This is a genomic window from Streptomyces rapamycinicus NRRL 5491 (assembly GCF_024298965.1).
Lineage (GTDB): Bacteria > Actinomycetota > Actinomycetes > Streptomycetales > Streptomycetaceae > Streptomyces > Streptomyces rapamycinicus.
Window position 1 is genome coordinate 242,787 of record NZ_CP085193.1, and the last position, 16,924, is coordinate 259,710.

Annotated in this window: 15 protein-coding genes and 5 pseudogenes; 8 read left to right on the top strand and 12 right to left on the bottom strand. The window is 69.9% G+C overall.

Going from position 1 to position 16,924, the window contains the following annotated elements; translation table 11 throughout:
* Nucleotides 1-62: 62 nt before the first annotated feature.
* The 7 genes and pseudogenes from LIV37_RS01020 to LIV37_RS52420 all read right to left on the bottom strand — a co-directional run.
* Nucleotides 63-558 (bottom strand): annotated as a pseudogene (locus tag LIV37_RS01020) (IS701 family transposase); the annotation flags it as partial.
* A gap of 25 nt (nt 559-583) precedes the next feature.
* The gene (locus LIV37_RS52410; RefSeq protein ID WP_420834367.1) at nt 584-781 is read right to left on the bottom strand and encodes a hypothetical protein; all 198 of its coding nucleotides are present in this window, start codon (nt 779-781) and stop codon (nt 584-586) included.
* Nucleotides 782-789: 8 nt separating this feature from the next.
* The gene (locus LIV37_RS52415; RefSeq protein ID WP_420834368.1) at nt 790-1,278 is read right to left on the bottom strand and encodes an alpha/beta fold hydrolase; all 489 of its coding nucleotides are present in this window, start codon (nt 1,276-1,278) and stop codon (nt 790-792) included.
* A 142-nt stretch (nt 1,279-1,420) separates the two neighbouring features.
* Complete coding sequence (locus LIV37_RS01030; protein WP_121825963.1) at nt 1,421-2,464, bottom strand: alpha/beta hydrolase; 1,044 nt, start codon at nt 2,462-2,464, stop codon at nt 1,421-1,423.
* Between the two features lie 474 nt (nt 2,465-2,938).
* A pseudogene (locus LIV37_RS01040) lies at nt 2,939-4,086 on the bottom strand (LacI family DNA-binding transcriptional regulator).
* 12 nt (nt 4,087-4,098) lie between these two features.
* A complete protein-coding gene (locus tag LIV37_RS01045; RefSeq protein WP_020865264.1) occupies nt 4,099-5,118 on the bottom strand; it encodes a Gfo/Idh/MocA family protein in 1,020 nt (339 codons plus the stop codon).
* A pseudogene (locus tag LIV37_RS52420) lies at nt 5,115-6,340 on the bottom strand (NAD(P)/FAD-dependent oxidoreductase). The gene LIV37_RS01045 and the pseudogene LIV37_RS52420 overlap by 4 nt, the downstream one beginning before the upstream one ends.
* A gap of 193 nt (nt 6,341-6,533) precedes the next feature.
* On the opposite strand from LIV37_RS52420, the gene LIV37_RS01060 reads away from it, so the two are divergent.
* The 7 genes and pseudogenes from LIV37_RS01060 to LIV37_RS01090 form a co-directional block, all read left to right on the top strand.
* On the top strand, nt 6,534-7,064 hold the full coding sequence (locus LIV37_RS01060; protein WP_254807074.1) for a hydantoinase/oxoprolinase N-terminal domain-containing protein: 531 nt from the start codon (nt 6,534-6,536) through the stop codon (nt 7,062-7,064).
* Nucleotides 7,000-8,388: a hydantoinase/oxoprolinase family protein gene (locus LIV37_RS01065; protein WP_254807075.1), complete on the top strand. Its 1,389-nt coding sequence runs from the start codon at nt 7,000-7,002 to the stop codon at nt 8,386-8,388. Before LIV37_RS01060 ends, LIV37_RS01065 begins: the two co-directional genes overlap by 65 nt.
* The gene (locus tag LIV37_RS01070; protein ID WP_254807076.1) at nt 8,385-8,588 is read left to right on the top strand and encodes a hypothetical protein; all 204 of its coding nucleotides are present in this window, start codon (nt 8,385-8,387) and stop codon (nt 8,586-8,588) included. The genes LIV37_RS01065 and LIV37_RS01070 overlap by 4 nt, the downstream gene beginning before the upstream one ends.
* Before the next feature lie 2 nt (nt 8,589-8,590).
* Nucleotides 8,591-10,255: a hydantoinase B/oxoprolinase family protein gene (locus tag LIV37_RS01075; protein WP_020865267.1), complete on the top strand. Its 1,665-nt coding sequence runs from the start codon at nt 8,591-8,593 to the stop codon at nt 10,253-10,255.
* Complete coding sequence (locus tag LIV37_RS01080) at nt 10,255-10,539, top strand: hypothetical protein (protein ID WP_254807077.1); 285 nt, start codon at nt 10,255-10,257, stop codon at nt 10,537-10,539. Before LIV37_RS01075 ends, LIV37_RS01080 begins: the two co-directional genes overlap by 1 nt.
* A gap of 306 nt (nt 10,540-10,845) precedes the next feature.
* Nucleotides 10,846-11,538, top strand: a pseudogene (locus LIV37_RS01085) (MFS transporter); the annotation flags it as partial.
* Nucleotides 11,539-11,839: 301 nt separating this feature from the next.
* A pseudogene (locus LIV37_RS01090) lies at nt 11,840-12,052 on the top strand (IS630 family transposase); the annotation flags it as partial.
* A gap of 40 nt (nt 12,053-12,092) precedes the next feature.
* Here LIV37_RS01090 and LIV37_RS01095 read toward each other — a convergent pair.
* The gene (locus tag LIV37_RS01095) at nt 12,093-12,950 is read right to left on the bottom strand and encodes an SDR family NAD(P)-dependent oxidoreductase (protein ID WP_254807078.1); all 858 of its coding nucleotides are present in this window, start codon (nt 12,948-12,950) and stop codon (nt 12,093-12,095) included.
* A 26-nt stretch (nt 12,951-12,976) separates the two neighbouring features.
* Here LIV37_RS01095 and LIV37_RS01100 point away from each other — a divergent pair, with 26 nt between their 5' ends.
* Complete coding sequence (locus LIV37_RS01100) at nt 12,977-13,564, top strand: TetR/AcrR family transcriptional regulator (protein WP_020865270.1); 588 nt, start codon at nt 12,977-12,979, stop codon at nt 13,562-13,564.
* A gap of 289 nt (nt 13,565-13,853) precedes the next feature.
* Here LIV37_RS01100 and LIV37_RS01105 read toward each other — a convergent pair whose 3' ends face one another.
* The 4 genes from LIV37_RS01105 to LIV37_RS01120 form a co-directional block, all read right to left on the bottom strand.
* Nucleotides 13,854-14,177: a hypothetical protein gene (locus tag LIV37_RS01105; RefSeq protein ID WP_020865271.1), complete on the bottom strand. Its 324-nt coding sequence runs from the start codon at nt 14,175-14,177 to the stop codon at nt 13,854-13,856.
* The gene (locus tag LIV37_RS01110; RefSeq protein WP_020865272.1) at nt 14,174-14,518 is read right to left on the bottom strand and encodes a DUF6247 family protein; all 345 of its coding nucleotides are present in this window, start codon (nt 14,516-14,518) and stop codon (nt 14,174-14,176) included. The genes LIV37_RS01105 and LIV37_RS01110 overlap by 4 nt, the downstream gene beginning before the upstream one ends.
* 26 nt (nt 14,519-14,544) lie before the next feature.
* Nucleotides 14,545-14,967 (bottom strand): hypothetical protein, encoded by a 423-nt coding sequence (locus LIV37_RS01115; RefSeq protein ID WP_020865273.1) that lies wholly within the window; start codon nt 14,965-14,967, stop codon nt 14,545-14,547.
* A gap of 831 nt (nt 14,968-15,798) precedes the next feature.
* The gene (locus LIV37_RS01120; protein WP_020865274.1) at nt 15,799-16,884 is read right to left on the bottom strand and encodes a TolB-like translocation protein; all 1,086 of its coding nucleotides are present in this window, start codon (nt 16,882-16,884) and stop codon (nt 15,799-15,801) included.
* Between the last annotated feature and the right edge of the window lie 40 nt (nt 16,885-16,924).

Here is a 16,924-nt window from a genome sequence, read left to right on the forward strand (position 1 = left end):
TACGGCGATCCTCAAGCCGACGGCGGTCCACCGAGGGCGTGCAGGGCGAGCGTGGCATGTGCGTAGGCTCCACCCGCACGCATTTCCGCGGCCACCCAGCCCCAGCCGGCCAGCGTGTCGAGCATGTCCAGGGCCAGCCGCCACTTCTCACGGTGCCCGGCCTCGGGCGGGATGCGGGTGAGGGTCCGCCGCCCACTCCTTGGGCAGGAACAGCCGCCACTGCAGTGGACAGGAGGCCGTGTCACTGGCGGCGTGGACGCTGACCGCGACCTGGCAGTTGGCGCGTTTGCCCAGGGCTCCGCAGTACTGCGGAGCCACGGCGACCGACATTCTTCCGTCCTTGGGCAGCGACACGTCGTCGATCACCCAGGCGGTCGGGTTGACCAGTGGCAGCATGCGTTCGCAGATCCGACGCCGCACCGGCGCCGGGTCCCAGGCGGCCTGGTTCACGAACTGCTGCAGGTTCTGTTCGTTGCCGTCCGGCAGCCGCGAGGCCATGGCCTGGATCGACTTGCGGCGGCCGTCCAACATCAGTCCCCGCAGGTAGCAGTCACCTTGGCGGATCTCCGTGTGGAGAGAATGCTCAGCCGTGAACGGTGTTGAGGACGGCGGCGAGCTTTCCCGGCGCGCTGATCATTGCCATGTGACCGGTGTCGAGGTCGATAACCTCCGCCCGGAGCAACGCGATGGATCGCTGCTGCAGTTCCTCGACGTAACACTGGTCCCGGGTGAGGTGGACGTACGTCCGTGGGATATCCCTCCGGTAGCCGCTCAGGTCCACGGCCTCGCTCAGCAGGGCGGCCGAATCGTCGGCCAGCCGGTCCAGAGCGGATGCGGCAGTCGCCTCGTCCATGTCGTTGCACAGCATCGTGGCAGCGCCCGCACGGGTCTGCTGGTAGACCCCGGCGGTGATGGACTGCTCGACCAGATCCCGCACGCCGGGATCAATCTGGTCGAGCACCCGGGTTCCGTCGGGAGGTACGACGGCCGACACGAGGACGACCTGACGGATCCGTTCGGGTATGAGGTCCAGGACGCGCGGCACCGTGACCCCGCGAAGGAGTGGCCGACCAGCACCACCTCCCGGAGGCCCCGCGCCTCGACGTCCTCTCGGACCGCATCGGCACAGTCCGAGAGCGTGACCGTACCCAGTGGGACCCCAGCCCTCGTCCCGCGGCCAGGGAGGTCGACTGCCAGCGCTTCCGCGCTCAGGTGAGGGATCAGCTCGTCCCAGCAGTCCGCGCCGAAGCCGGCGCCGTGAATGAGAACGAAAGACATACACGACCTCCTAAGCCACGGCAGGGAGCTTAACTGAATTCACCTCGGTATCCCAGAGCTCCCGATGGCCCCTGCTGTGGGAAGTGCGGCGCCGGCCCTTGGGGCGCCGCCGCACTGGTCCCTGAACGGCACAGCCGCGGGCTCACCCCGCCTCGATCGCCTCCATGAGGAGCGGGAACGCCTTGTCGAACTCGCGCGCCCAGTAGGGCCATGTGTGGGAGCCGCCATAGGTCTCGAAGGCCACGTCGAGTTCAAGGCTGGATGCCCGCTTCACGAACTCCCGGTTTTGCAGCAGCTGGGATGCCTCGAACCGGACGGAGACGTCAGAAGGATCGGTTCCAGGTGGATCCAACGGTCCGATCCGTCCGTTGCCGCAGGACACGAACAGCTTCGTGTCACGCAGGTTCTTGACGAGATCTGCCGGGTTGTGCGCCGCCCACACGGCGCGCTGAGCCGTTGGATCGCCGAAGAGGCCGAGCGGGTCATACCCGTTCGGCGCCATATGCGTCCGCAAAAGCCACGTAGCATACGGGTCGGGGGAGACCGGCTCGACGGTCGGGTGCAGCGTATCGAGCGTGCCACTGAAGGACGCCGCCGCCCGGAAGAGACCGGGATGGCGAGCGGCGTACGACATCGCGCCGAAGCCCCCCATCGACAGGCCGGCGATCGCGCGCCGGTCGGCGGCACGGAGCCCCCGCACGAGGATCTGCGAGAGCTCCACCAGGTGGAACGTCTCCCAGCCCGGCTTGTTTCCCACGCCACGGGCCCACCAGTCCGTGTAAAAACCGAGTTCTCCGCCGTCCGGCATGACGACCAGCACGTCGCGCTCACGGGAGAGGCGCGCGATGTCACTGTGCCGCGTCCAGTCCAGATAGTCGCCGTAACCGCCATGGAGAAGGTAGAGGACCGGCCATGAGGCACGGGGCCTCGACCCGAACCGATGCGGAAGGCTGATGCGCACCGACGCGGTGTGGCCGAGCGCGATCGAGTCGATCGTAATGTCCACCGTGCGCGGATCAAGATAGTTCTGCGCGATCACGCTCGCGCCATTTTCGGCCTGGACTCCGACCAGGTTCGGTCCTCGCGCATCGCGGCCGCTCGCCAGAGCGACACCCTGCGACGTCGCCGCAGCGACTCCAGCCGTCGAAGCGACCCCGAAGAAGCGCCTCCGATTGAATGTCGCCATCGCGCGGCCTCCCCATATACGAGCCGGATGGCCCCTGCTCGCGCATCCCGACGCCCATCGAGTGAAGTGACTTCGGTTCATAAAAGATACAAACGCCCGCTCATGCGCGTCAAGAGTCGATCCCGGTGCCGGAGCGGCGTCCACGTCGGCCACCCGTCCGTTCATCGTTGCGGTGCAAGCGTGGCCGGGTCGACGTCGGCCCAGCCAGGGTGAAGGCGACACGGCCGGCGGCTCGGCGCCGGCTCAGGCGCGCGACGCCGCAGGTAGTCATCGATGATCTCGCGCATCCGCTCGCCGCTGAACGGGCCAACGGTGACCCGGGTAGACGACCGCCACCGGCAATGCCCCAAGCCTGAGCATGCTCTGGACATATCGGAAGTGCCTTGCCGATCGTGCGTGCCGGAAGCCTGAAGAACTCCCATCACCGCAGGTCACAAGGCACTTCTTCGTTCTCCTCAGAGTTCTCCACAGACATCAGGTCGGTGGAATCAGGCTGAGCCCCGGGGGCGCGGTGGAGTCCCTGGTGACCAGGCGCGCGGGCAGCAGATGAGTGGCCGGTTCGCGGGCGGGGTCGGCGATGGCGGTCAGGAGGTCTTCGGCCGCGGTGACTCCGATCACCTCGGTGGGCTGGGCCACCACGGTCAGCCGGGGGCGGACCAGGGCGCCCAGTCGTGGTCGTCGAATCCGACCAGGGAGATGTCCCGCGGGCAGTGGCACCCGCTGTCCTGCAAGGCGGCGAAGGCGCCGACGGACAGCACATTGTCGGTGCAGTAGATCGCGGTGACCTGGGGTGTGACGTTCAGGAGCCTGGTGGTCGCGGCATAGGAGGCCGCGCTGGAGTAGGCGCTGTGCGCGATGTGTTCGGGGCGTACCTCGAGGCCCGCGTCGGTCATCGCCCGTACGTAGCCGGCCAGCCGCATCGTGCTGGGGCGATGGGCGGTGGGACTGGGTTCCGCGGCCCGCGTGACGGTGGCGTCGTACCGTGCCTCGCTGATGATCCCGATGTGGCGGTGGCCCAGCCCGATCAGGTGGTCCACCGCCAGCCGCGACGCCTCGACGTTGTCGACGGAGACGAAGCTCGTGCCGGAGACCTTCGGGGCCGGGCGGTCCAGCAGGACCAGCGCGGTGCCGCTGTCGGCCAGCCGCCGGAGGTGGTCGGTGTCCGCCCCGAGCACGGGTGCCACGATGAGGCCGTCCACGCGTTTGGTGGACAGCACCTCAACCGATCTGCGCTCCAGGGCCGGCTCACCCTCGGTGCTGCTGACGAGCAACTCATAGCCGTGCTGCCGGATCGTGCGGGCGATGCTCTGGAGCGCGGCGGAGAAGAACCGGTTGCTCATGTCCGGGATGACCACGCCGACGGTCTCGGTGTTCCCGGTGATCATGCTGCGCGCCACGCCGTTGGGCCGGTAGCCGAGCTCCGCTGCCACCCGAACCACCTTGTCCCGGGTCCGTGCGCTGACCTCATCGGATCCGGTGAGCGCGCGTCCGGCCGTGGACTTCGAGACCCCCGCGGCCTTCGCCACGTCGACGATGGTGACGGACTGGTGCGCGGTTCGCGTCACGACAGCACGTACCTCCTTCCGCGCCACATCACGCCGGTGGCATCGTCCTGTGGCCACATTCAATCACTGTCATCTCCGATGGATCTGTTCGATCAGCTCGATGACCCGCACCGCCTCCCGGGGATCGACCGGCAGCGGGCGGCCTGCGTTCAGGGCGTCGGCCAGCCGTGCGTAGAACTCCGCGTAACGGCCGGGAAGGGTCGGCACGGGGACGGCCGTACCGCCGGCACCGAGCCTTCCCCATGCCGGTTCGGGCTCACGGCCGAACGACGGGTCGGTGGGCGAGGCGCCGCCCTTCAGCGCCGGCTCCTGCGGGTCGAGCCCGTAGGTGGTGTACGCGCCGCGCGAGCCCAGGACGCGGAAACGGGGGCCGGTCTGTGCCGCCAGGCCGTTCATCCACAGATAAGAGTGGACTCCCGACGCGTGCCGCAGCACCACGAAGCTGTCCTCGTCGGCCGCCGCGCCGGGGCGGCGGGTGACGACCTCGCTGTACACCGGCACGGCGTCGCCGAACAGCAGCAGCGCCTGGTCGAGCAGGTGGGCGCCGAGGTCGTAGAGGATGCCGCCGCCTTCCGCGGTGGTGGCCGTCGTCTTCCACGAGGCGCCCGGGTCCGGCTTCCACCATTCGAACCGGGACTCGAAACGCCATACCTCGCCCAGCTCGCCGCGGTCGATCAGGTCCCGCAGCGTGCGGAAGTCGCCGTCCCAGCGGCGGTTGTGGAAGACCGTCAGCGGCAGCCCGAGCCGTTCGCTCTTCGCGACCAGTGCCCGCCCCTCGGCGGCGGTCACGCTGAACGGCTTGTCGACCACGACGCCGACGCCCGCGTCGAGCAGGGAGTCCGCCAGCTGGGCGTGGGTGCCGGAGGGCGAGGCGACGACCGCCAAGTCCAGTTCGGCCGCCTGACGCAGCAGGGCATCGACGTCCGGCAGCAGCCGCGCTCCGGGGTGCCCGGCCGCGGCCTCGGTCCGGCGGTCCTGATCCCGGGTGACGATCGCGCTGAGCGTGTAGTGCGGGTCGGCGGCGATGAAGGGGGCGTGGAAGATCCGGCCGGCGGTGCCGAAGCCAATGATCGCGGTGCGTATGGTCATGAGCCAAACCGTCCCGGGCGGAAAGCGGCGAGCAGGGGGTGCGGGCGGCCGGTCACGATCTCCTCGGCCAGCAGTTCACCGGCGATGAGTCCGAGGGTCGCACCGCTGTGGGTGAACGCGACATGGCAGCCGGCCACCTCGTCCAGTTCCCCGAGCACGGGTTCGCCGTCAGCGGGGATGGGTTTCGGGCCCGCGGCCCAGGACGCCGGCGGGAGTACGGGGGTGCCTGCCAGTACGGCGGACGCCTCGGCGAGCAGGCCGTCCACAGTGGACCGGCGGACCTCGAACGTGCCGTCCTCGTGCCGCACGATCTCCTCCTCCGCCCAGGCCGAGTCCAGCACCAGCGCGCCATCCGGGGTCGGCCGGATCGACACGCGCGGGGTGTTCAGCACGGCGCGCAGCGGGGTGCCGATCGGCTCCGTCCGCACGAGCAGCGAGATCGGGGTGCGGTCCGTGAGGGACACCCCGAGGCGGCTCAGCATGGCGGGTGTGTTCGCGCCGGTGGCCAGGACGACCGCGTCGGCGTCGAAGCTCAGCCCGGACCGGGTGTGCACACCGGTCACCCGGCCGTCCGCCGTCCGCACGACGGCCGGGCCGGTGTCGGTCGCCAGTTCACCGCCCAGCGCGGTGAACTCCTTGGCCAGCGTCTCGATCAGCGAGGGGAGGTCCACCCAGCCCTCGCCCGGATTGAAGATCGCTCCGTATTCGGGCACGGCGGCCGCGTTCACTCCGGGGTCACCGCCGCGATCTCCGACGGGCTCAGCCAGTCCGCCGCGTAACCGATGGCGCTCTGGTGGGAGAAGCGCTCCCGGAAACGCGCTTCGTCCTCCGGTGCCCCCCAGGCCAGCCCGCCGTCGAAGCGAAGCCATCCGAGGCCGGGCTCGCGGGCGGCCAGGGTGCGGTAGCGGTCGATGCCGAGCACCCGCAGCCGGTGGTAGTCGGGAGAGCGGACAGCGGCGGAGTTGAGCCAGGCGAGCGAGCGCCCGGACGCGCCACTCGCGAGAGCGGTGTCCGAGACGAGTGTGACCGCCACGCCGCGCCGGGCCAGCTGGTGTGCCGTGGAGACGCCCAGAATGCCGCTGCCGACGACGACGACGCGAATATCCTGCGCTGCTGAAGTCATGCCTCTTCCTTTTGTCCGGAACTGCGGGAGCCGCTCTCCGAATCCGTTACCGACTCCGGAACGTTCCGGAGCATCTCGCGGCGACCATAACGCCGCCATCGGGTCGGTCAACCGGTCGCGCCGCGACCGCCCACGTCACAGGCGTGTTTCGTGGCCGCGGGGCCCATCCGAACCTTGACCACACCTGATGGGCCTGCTTAGAGTGACGCCCACTTTCCGGGAACGTTCCCGGAATCGAAGGTCGGGCCACCAGCATCCCGGCGAGTCGAAACCCCCGCGAGGCAAGGCATTCATGAGCCTGAGAATCGGTGTGGACACCGGCGGCACCTTCACGGACGTGTGTGCGTACGACGAGGCGACCGGGCGGATCCACGTACGCAAGGTCTCCTCCACCCCCGACGACCCCGGCCGGGCCATCGTGCGCGGACTGGGCGAACTGCTCGACCAGATCGGCGGACGGGAGATGGCCGAGGTCGGCTATTTCGCACACGGCACCACGGTCGGCACCAACGCGCTGCTCACCGGGCGGGGCGTGCGCACCGGGCTGATCACCACCCGGGGATTCCGGGATCTGCTCGAACTCGGCCGCGGCCGCCGGCCGGACATGTACGACGCGCAGGTGGACAAGCCCGCCCCGTTCGTACCGCGCGATCTGCGCCTGGAGGTGACCGAGCGGGTCCGGCACGACGGCCGGGTGGAGATCCCGCTGGACCCGGACGAGGTGCGCGAGGCCGTGCGCACGCTGAAGGCCAGGCGTGGTGTCCGTCGCGGTCTGCCTGCTGTACGCGTACGTCCGCCCGGACCACGAGCGGCTGATCGGTGAGATCGTCCGCGCCGAGATGCCCGAAGCCCATGTCTCGCTGTCCAGCGAGGTGCTGCCGGAGTTCCGTGAGTTCGAGCGGCTGTCGACGGTGGTCACCAACGCCTACATCGGGCCCGTGGTCGCCGACTACCTGGCCCGGCTGCGCGGCACGCTGGCCGACTCCGGGCTCGGGTGCGAACCGCATGTCACCCAGTCCAACGGCGGCATCATCCCGTTCGTGACGGCCGAACGGCTGCCGGTGCGGCTGGTGCTGTCCGGACCCAGCACCGGGGTGGTGGGCGCCGCCGCCGTCTGCTCGGCGGCCGGATTCGGCGACATCATCACCTTCGACATGGGCGGCACCTCCTCGGATGTGTCCCTGGTGCAGAACGGCGAGCCCAAGGTCACCGCGAGCCTGGAGATCGACGGACGCCCGGTGCGCTCCCCCATGCTGGACATCCACACCGTGGGTGCGGGCGGCGGTTCCCTCGCGTGGACCGACAGCGGCGGGCACCTGAGGGTGGGTCCGGCGAGCGCGGGCGCGTTCCCGGGACCGGCATGCTACGGCCACGGCGACGAGGCCACCGTCACCGACGCCAATGTGGTCCTGCGGGTGCTCAACCCCGAATATCTCCTCAACGGTCAGCTCAAGATCGACCACGTCGCCTCGTACCGCGCGGTCCGGCGCCTGGCGGAGCGGCTCGGCCTGTCCGTGCCGGACACCGCGCAGGGCATCATCGACGTCGTCACCGCCAACATGGCGCGCGCCATCCGGGTCATCTCGGTGCACCGCGGCTACGACCCGCGTGACTACGCGCTGGTGCCGTTCGGCGGGGCCGGTCCGCTGCACGCGGCCCGGCTCGCCGCCGAACTGGGCTGCGCCACCGTCGTGGTCCCCGAGATCCCTGGCGCGCAGTCGGCGCTGGGGCTGCTGATGACCGATGTGCGCGGCGACTTCATGCGCACCCGGCGGGTGCCGGTGCACGAGGACACCGTGGACCTGCTGTCCGAGACGCTGGACGACCTGTCCGCGAGCGCGAGCGCGTGGTTCGACGGCGAGGGCATCGACCCGGCCCGCCGGAGCATCACCCGCGGTGTGGACATGCGCTACCGCGGCCAGAACTACGAACTGGGCGTGCCCGTGCCGGACGGCCCGGTCACGGCGGAGACTGTGCGCCGGTTGCTGACGGACTTCCAGGACGCGCACGAGCGAATGTACGGCTACCGGCTGGCGGAGGCGTCCATCGAGGCGGTGACCTTCCGGGCGCAGGCGGTGGGCGCGGTCTCCCGCGCCCAGATCGTACCGTCCGCCGCCCGGGGCGGCACCCCGCCGAGGCGGTCATGACCCGCCGCCAGGTGTATCTGAAGGAAGCCGGCGCACCAGTGGACTGCCCCGTGTACGACCGCGGCCGGCTCGAGGTGGGACACCGGATCACCGGGCCCGCGGTCATCGAGCAGATGGACAGCACCACTCTGCTGCTGCCCGGCGACACCTGCGAGGTGGACGGGTTGCGCAACCTGATCATTCAAACGCAAGGGAGCTGACCGTGGCGGCGCAGCGGGAACTCGACGGTGTCCTGGTCGAGGTGATCGGCTCGGCACTGGCGACCATCGTGGAGGAGATGAGCGGCACCCTGGTGCGGGCCGCGTTCTCCACCAACATCAAGGAACGCCGTGACTGCACGGCCGGGCTGTTCGACACGGCGGGCAACGGGATCGCCCAGGACGAGGGCGGCTCGCCGCTGCACCTCGGCTCGCTGATGGGGATCGTCGGTTCCATCCTGGAGCGGTTCCCGGTCGAGCGGATCGAGGACGGCGACGTCTTCATCGGCAACGACCCGTACAACGGCGGCGGCTCTCATCTGCCGGACATCGTGCTGGCCACTCCGGTCTTCGTGGACGGCGAGCTGACCGCGTGGGCGGCCACCCTGGCGCACCACGCCGACTTCGGCGACCGCGGACACGCCCATATCTTCCAAGAGGGCCTGCGCATCCCGCCGGTGCGACTGGCGCGGGCCGGGGTGCAGCAGGAGGAGTTGCTCTCGCTGATCCTGCTCAACTGCCAGGTGCCGGACGAGCGCCGGGCCGATCTGCGCGCCCAGGCGTCGGCGAACCGGCTCGCGGTGCTGCGCTACCGCGAGCTGTGCGAGCGCTACGGCCGGGACGTCGTGGTGCGGGCCGGGGACGAACTGCTCGACTACACCGAGCGGCGCACGCGCGCCGCGATCACCGCGATCCCCGACGGTTTCTACGAGTTCACCGACCTCTTCGACTGCCCCGAGCTGGACGAGGAGCGGGAACTGAGGGTGGCCGTGCGCGTCGACGGGGACCGGATGTTCTTCGACTTCGCCGGCAATCCGCCGCAAGTGCGGGCCAGCGTCAATGTGGTGTGGACCGCGCTGCACGCCACCGTCTACTACTCGGTCAAGAGCCTGATCGACGCCGACATCGTGCCCAACGCCGGGATGTACCGCGCCATCCGCATCGAGGCACCCGAGGGCTCGCTCGTCAACTGCAGTTATCCGGCGGCGGTCAACGGGCGCAGCGAGACCTGTCAGCGCATCGTCGACCTGATCCACGGCGCACTGGCCACCGCGGTGCCGGACCGGGTCACCGCGGCGAGCAACGGCGCCAACACCGGTGTGCACTTCTCGGGGCGTAACCCGCTCACCGGCAAGGAGTTCGTCTATCTGGAGACCATCGGCGGCGGGTCCGGCGCCCGCGCCGCCAAGGATGGGCTGGACGGTGTGCAGGTGCACATGACGAACACCTCCAATCTGCCGGTGGAGAGCCTGGAGACGGAGTACCCGCTGGTGATCGAGGCGTATGAGCTGATCGACGACTCCGGTGGCGCCGGGGAGTTCCGCGGCGGCCTCGGGATCCGGCGGCGGGTGCGGGTGGAGAGTGACGATGTGCACTTCTGGGTGGACACCAGCCGCCAGAAGTCCCACCCCTGGGGGTTGTGCGGCGGTACGGAGGGAGCCACCGCGAAGGTCGTCCTCAGCGAGGGCGCCCGGCCCGTCGACCACGGTTACACCGTGCTGCGGCCGGGCGAGACCGTGACCATCGAGACAGCGGGGGCGGGCGGCTACGGGCCGCCGGAGGACCGTACTCCCGAGGCCGTCGACCGGGACCTCGTCCAAGGCAAGATCACCCGTTCCACCGCGGAACGCCACCATCCCGGCCACTTCATCTCCCCGAAGGAGCTCTGATGGACACCCCCGCCCACGCCGCCGCCGAAACCGCCGCCCTCGCGAGAGCCACCCGCCGCCGGGTGTACGCGTCCACGATGATCGGCAACGTCGTCGAGTACTACGACTTCACGCTGTACGGAACGCTGGCGGCGGTACTGGCCAAGCTGTTCTTCCCGTCCGCCGACCCGATGGTGGCGCTGTTCTCCACCTATGCCGGGTGTCGCTCTCCTACTTCATCCGTCCGCTGGGCGCGCTGCTCTTCGGGCCGCTCGCGGACCGCAGGGGCCGCCGGGGCGTGCTGATCCTCACGCTCTCCCTGATGAGCGTCGGCACCGCCGGGATCGGACTGCTGCCCACCTACGCGGCGATCGGGCGGCCGCCCCGGTCCTGCTGCTGTTCTCCCGGGTGCTACAGGGGCTGGGCGCCAGCGTGGAATACACCACGGCGTCCCAGTTCATGCTCGAACACGAACCCGGCAGCCGTCGCCGCAACTATCTGGCCGGGCTCATGAACGCCACCTGTTCGGTCGGCTCGCTGCTCGGCTCCGCCGTCGCCTTCACACTCACGGTCACGATGCCTGCGTCGGCGTTCGAGAGCTGGGCTGGCGCATCCCTTTCCTGCTCGCCATCCCCATGGCGTTCATCGGCTTCTACATCCGCAACCGGCTGGACGAGACGCCCGAGTTCGAGGAGATGAAGCGGCAGATCGACGCCGCCGAGGCGAAGCAGACGCCCCTGCGGGACGCGGTGCGCCTGTACTGGCGCGACATGCTCAAGGCCATCGGGCTGGGTGCCGGTCAGCGCATCGGCTCGTACACCATCCAGGCGTACTTCGTGACGGCCCTGATCACCGCCGGATTCCCCACCTCGCTGTCGCTGCTGGCCTCCATGCTCACCTATGTCGTGGGGCCGCTGCCCAGCATCTGGGGCGGGGTGCTCGCGGACCGGTACGGCGCCCGGCTGCCGCTACTGGTCGGCTACGGCCTGTTCGTGGTGCTGACGGTGCCGACCTTCATGGCCATCGGCAGCAAGTCCATCGTCCTGGCCACCGCCGCCGTCGTGGCGTTCACCGTGATCAACAACCTGGTCGCCGCCCCGCTGAACATCGCCTATGTGCTCAGCTTCCCGCCGGAGGTCCGGTCCAGCGCCGCCGCGCTCAACTTCAACATCGGCACCTCGCTGATCGGCTCGACGGCCGGCCTGGTCGCCGTCTGGCTGCACGATCTGACGGGCAGCGACGTGAGCTTCGGCTGGTACATGACGGCCGCGTGCGCCGTGTCCGCCCTGGTCGCCATCTTCGCCCTGCCCGCCTCCGTCGACTACCGCGAGCCCGACTGGGCCACGGTCCCCGACCGGGCCGAAGGCCCGCAGCCGCGCCCCACTCGTAGCGCCCGCTACCGGCCGACACGCGCCACGGATTCGAGGAGTGCTCTCCCAGCGCGCCGGTGTCGCGGCCGAAGGGCCGCGGCGCCGGTCACGGCCGTTCGACATCCATGTGCTCGACAGCCCGGCCGCCGTCCGAATGGTCGGGCTCAAGGTCCCCAAGGCGCGGCGCCGCCGGCTCCGGGTGATCCGCATCGGTCGCGAGGCGTTACGCGTCCTGCACAGAGGCGCCGACATCCGCCGCTGGGCGAAGAGGAACAAGGTCCAGTTGTGCTTCACCCCGGCCTACGCCTCCTGTGCGAACCCGATCGAGGCGCACTTCGGACCGCTGAGGCGGTTCACCATCGCCAACTCCCACCACCCCAACCATCCCGTGCAGAGCCGGGCCCCGCAGGCCTGCCTGTGCCGGCGCAACGCCAACGCCCGCCACCGCGGCGGCGTGAACAAACCGGCGAACGAATGCAATCAGAGCCCTAGGCCGCCGCGGCCGCCGCCCCGGAGGATCGTGCCGAGATCACCCCGCTGAGCAGGACGGTACGTCGGCGGGTGGTGAAACGGGGCAGCCTCACCAGGAGCGCGTTCCGGCGGCCCGACTGCACGCTCGGCCGTCGGCCGCGGTCGAGAGCGCGCATCGCGGTCGTGACCACCTGTTCGGGGGTCTGGTAGGTGCCCTGGTGGGCCCCGCTGCCGAGGCCGTCGAAGAACTCGGTGCGGGTGAGGCCCGGGGCGAGCGACAGCACCCGCAGGCCGGTGCCGCGCGACTCGTACCACAGTGCCTCGGTGAAGCTGAGGACAAATGCCTTGCAGGCGGCGTAGACCGCCATCGCAGGGATGGGCGTGTAGGCCGCCATGCTCGCGACGTTCACGAGAACGCCCCGGCCGGAGTCGCGGAGCGGTTCGATGAACGCGCGGGTGAGGTCGACGAGGTTGGCGACATCGACGTTGATCTCGTCGGTGAGGCGGTCCGGGTCCTCCTCGTGGAAGGCGCCGTCGGTGCCGAAACCGGCGTTGTTCACCAGGCCGTCGACCGTGATGTCCCGCCGGGCCAGATCGGCGGCCAGCCGCCGGCCCGCGCCCGGCTCGCTCAGGTCGAGGGGGATCGCGGTGGCGCGCACGCCGTGCCGCGTCCGCAGCTCGGAGGCGAGTGCCTCCAGGCGGTCGTGCCGCCGTGCGACAAGGACGACGTCGGAGCCGCGGCGGGCGAGTTCGCGGGCGAAGGCGGCACCGATGCCGGAGCTGGCGCCGGTGACGATCGTGGTCTGGCCGGAGAAGCTGATCGGGTCATATATGCACCGTACGCAATCTCTTGCACTCAGTGCAAGTAAGTGCATTTGATGCAGGGATTTAGACTGAGTGCATGGCCGACACCCCCACTCTCCGCGAACGCGCGCGCCGCGCGGCTCGCGCGGAAATCACCGCCACCGCCGTACGGCTCTTTGCGGAGAACGGCTTCGAGGCGACGACGATCGACCAGATCACCGCCGCGGTCGGCATCTCACGCCGTTCGTTCTTCCACTACTTCGGCAGCAAGGAGGACGTCGTCCTGGGCGACACCGACGCGCTGGGTGAGTCGGTGCGAGCGGCGCTGGAAGCCCGTCCGGGCGACGAGTCGGCATGGACGGCCATCAGAGAAGCCTTCCTGGTACTCCAGCGGTCGGCGGGCAGCCCGGAGGAGCAGCTGACCCTCGCCCGCATCCACCACGAGGCGCCCTCCCTGCGCGCCCGGCACCTGGAGAAGCACCTGCGCTGGCAGGAGCTGCTCGCCCCCGAGGTGCAGCGCCGCCTCGGCCTGCCCGCCTCCCCGGCCCCCGACCCCCGGGCCCTGGCGTTCGTCGCCGCCGCGCTGGCCTGCCTCGACGCCGCCGTCGACGCGTGGTATCGCTCCGGCGGGGCCGACGACCCCGAACGCCTCTTCGACGAGGCGGTCGCCACCCTCCGCGGCTAGAGCAAGGAACGCGCCCGCATACGCGGCGAGAGAGGGATCCGCTGGGGCGGGCGCTCCCTCGCCACCGCGGCGGCATGAACAACCCGGCGAACCTATGCGGTCAGATGAACCTCGACCGGTTCGACCTCGTCTGGTCCTGTCCGGTCGCGACGGCTCGCAGGTGGCGATGGCTGTCGCTGCCGATGTGGATCCAGGCCCAGCCGTGGTGGCGCGGGCCTTCGCACCCCTTCCGGCGCTGTGCCGTTGCCATGCTTCGACCGGCCGTCGGGGAGCTAGCGGTGCGACCGCCTCACTGCCAGAAGCACTCTTCGATCACGAGCTGAGGATCGGTGGTTCTCCTGGTGAATTGGTACCGCAGCCAGCCACGTCCGTGGTCGAAGTAGAGGACGTGCTGACCGCCGGGGCGGGTGGACTGGGCAGGTTCCACACTCATCCCGGCTGGAAGGTCCCGGTCGGTGTCGATGCCCCGAAAGTAGGGGTCGGCGGCGGTGACGAGTTCGGCGCGGGCGGCGCTTACCAGGGTGCGGGCCGCTTCTGGGAGGGCGTCGCGGTCTTCCTCGGCCTTCTTGGTCCAGTCCGCTTGCCAGGGCGGCCCCATGAAACCGCCGGTCACTGGCCGGGTTCCGCCTTCGCCGCCTGACGGCGAAGGTTCCCGGCTTCCTCAATGAGGGCTTTGGCGCGGCTGTAGTCGGGCTCCCGGTCGGCCTCGTCCTCCAGGGCGTGCACTTTCGCCTCCAGGCGCGGATCGCGGGAGACGGCGTATTCGCTCCACCAGCGCGCCATGAAGGCGGGGACCGGCGCGAGATCGTAGGCATCGGCGATGTCGCGACGCCAATGCCGGTCGAAGTCGACAAGGAGTTGCGGCGCGTGCTGGGCGATGGCGGCGCGGAGCGCTTTTGGCGTCCTGTCCGGCATGGGGGGAACGGCCCCTGAGCCGAGCGGCGGGGCGGTCATGAGTGGCAATCCTTTGGTGGTGGCGGTCAGGCTGCGGACAGTGTGACGCGTGTAGCGCCCGTGGGACCGTCGGGGGTGCCGGCGGAGACGAGGGCATCGCGCTGGCCGCTGGTGACCATATGGGCGTGGGTGTGGACCTCGCCTCGGGCGTAGGCGTCCAGCAGGATCTCGACGAGGGCGGACATGGACCGGACCGCGTCCTTGGTGCGGCGCTCGTTGGCTGCGTGCCATACGGCATCAGTGGTGAAGATGGTGCGGCCTCGCCGGTCGCGCGCCTCAGGGTTCGGAGAAGTGCGCGGCAGCGCGAGAGTCCCGGCCGCGTAGTCGGTGAGGGCTCGGGAGGCTACCCAGATGAGGGGTAGGCCTTCGTCCTTGGCACGGCGGCCTGCGGCGTGCCATACGTTCTTGGCGATGTTCGGGGCGCGCTCCGTCTCACCTGCTGCCGGCATGCGACGGCCCTTCTGTCGTGACACCCTTGAGTCTACCTATCGGAATGGTACTACGGATCGAACCGGTAAATCAGCGGTGCGCCGGTCAGGTCGACGAGGTCGAACGATCAGGGTCACCATCCATGGTGGACTGCGGCGATCCAGGTCGGCGGGCGAGCTCACCGACTGCTTCGGATCTCGACCCAGGATCCCCGGTGCGCGTCCCGTTCAGGCGCCGCACCAGCAGTTCCACGACCGCCTCCCCCATGCGCGGCATCGGCGGATCCACGGTGGTCCACGCCGCTGGTTGATGACGGGGCACTTTGTACGGCCGGGTACGGGACACCCTGGCCGGAGCGTTGCGGCAGGCAGGACGCCTCGTAGCGCCGGTGACTGCGGCGGGTCCGGCCTGTGTGCGTCGGCGGGTGGGACCGGATCCTTTGCGGGAGCTGTTCGAGACTGTGGCAGGTCCGCGGGGGCGCCCATGCACGAGGAGCGTGTCCTGGCGGGGTCTGCGCAGGTCGCGTTCGACGGCTTCCGGTCCACCCGCGTCCCCGAGACCGGCGACAACGTGGTCTGGCCGGGCGGACACCGCAGCGGAAAGAGCGAGGCCAACGACTCGCGCGATCGAGTCGACGGTGTCGACTACAACCAGGTCACCACCGAGCGACCGGAGCCGCCGCAGACTCCTGACCTGCCATGGTCAGGCCCGTGGTCGGTCCAGCCGGCGCCGTGGTCGGGCTCACGGCCGGCCCGACGGGGTTCATGGTCAGGGGGCTCTCGCTGGTCCCCACTGCTCCCGTGCGGGAGCGAGAGCGGTGCGACACCCGGAGGGCGCGAGACCCGGGGCGATCAGTAGAAGTGGCGGACGAAGACGTCCGATTTGCCGTTGGTGTCGCCGGGCACGATGTCGTCGGCTGCGGACTGGAAGACCACGTCGCGCCCACCGGCGCCGACCGCGTCGGTCCCGGCCGAGGCGAGCTGGTTGGAGACTATCTCGTCGGTGCCCGTCTCCAGGTCGCGCAGCGTGAGCGACGGTCCGTTCGTGTCGTGTGGGGCGTACAGCAGATAGCGGCCGGTGGGGTCGATGGCCACGCCCCGCACGTTCGGCACCAGTTGGTCGGCGCCCGAGCTCTCGTCGTGGACGTAGGTGTCGGGGCCCGAGAGGTAGACGACCTTGCTGCCGTCCTTGCTGAGCTGGACGAGCGTCGCCGCCTTGGACGGGCCCTCGATCGGACCGGAGGAGGTGTCATCGGTCCGGTCCCACACGAAGACGTCCTCCGCCCGGCCGTCCTGGTAGGCGACGAAGCGGCCGTCGCCGCTGATGGACGGCCGGGCCGAGACGGTGTGGTCGAACTCGGCGACCGTCTGCGTGGTGTCGGCGCGCCAGTCCCGTACCTCGATGCGCTGCCGGGACGGCGGTCGATTGAAGGTGGCGACCTGGGCGATGTAGCGGCCGTCCCCGCTCAGCGACGGCTGGCTGCAGCTGAGGCCCGGGCAGTTCATGCCGATCGTGCTTCCCGAGCTCACCTGGGACAGGAAGGACTTCGTGTCTCTTTGCAACAGCCCCCAAAAAGCAACGTATTGTCCGTCACCGCTGATCACCGGGCCCTGATTCGTTGGGGTGATGCTGCTCATCAGCGTGGTCTGGCTCGTCCGCTGGTCGCGGACGAACACCCGCTCCCAAGTCACCGGGTTGGCGGGTGTGAGGTTCTTCGCCAACGACGAGAAGGCGATACGCCGGCCGTCGGTCGTGATCGTGGCGCCGGCGGAGTCGCCGTCACCCTGGGTACCGTCGGTCGCGACACTGATCCGCTCGACCCCGGCTCCGCTCTCGCCCGCGACGCCCGGCACGGTCATGGGCTCGGCCCAGGCGGCTCCGGGCAGCACCGCTGTGACCGCGCAGACCACGACCGCCACGCTCAGGGCGGCCCGCACACGTCTGGTGGCACTCCGATCCGTATTTGTATTTCCCCTC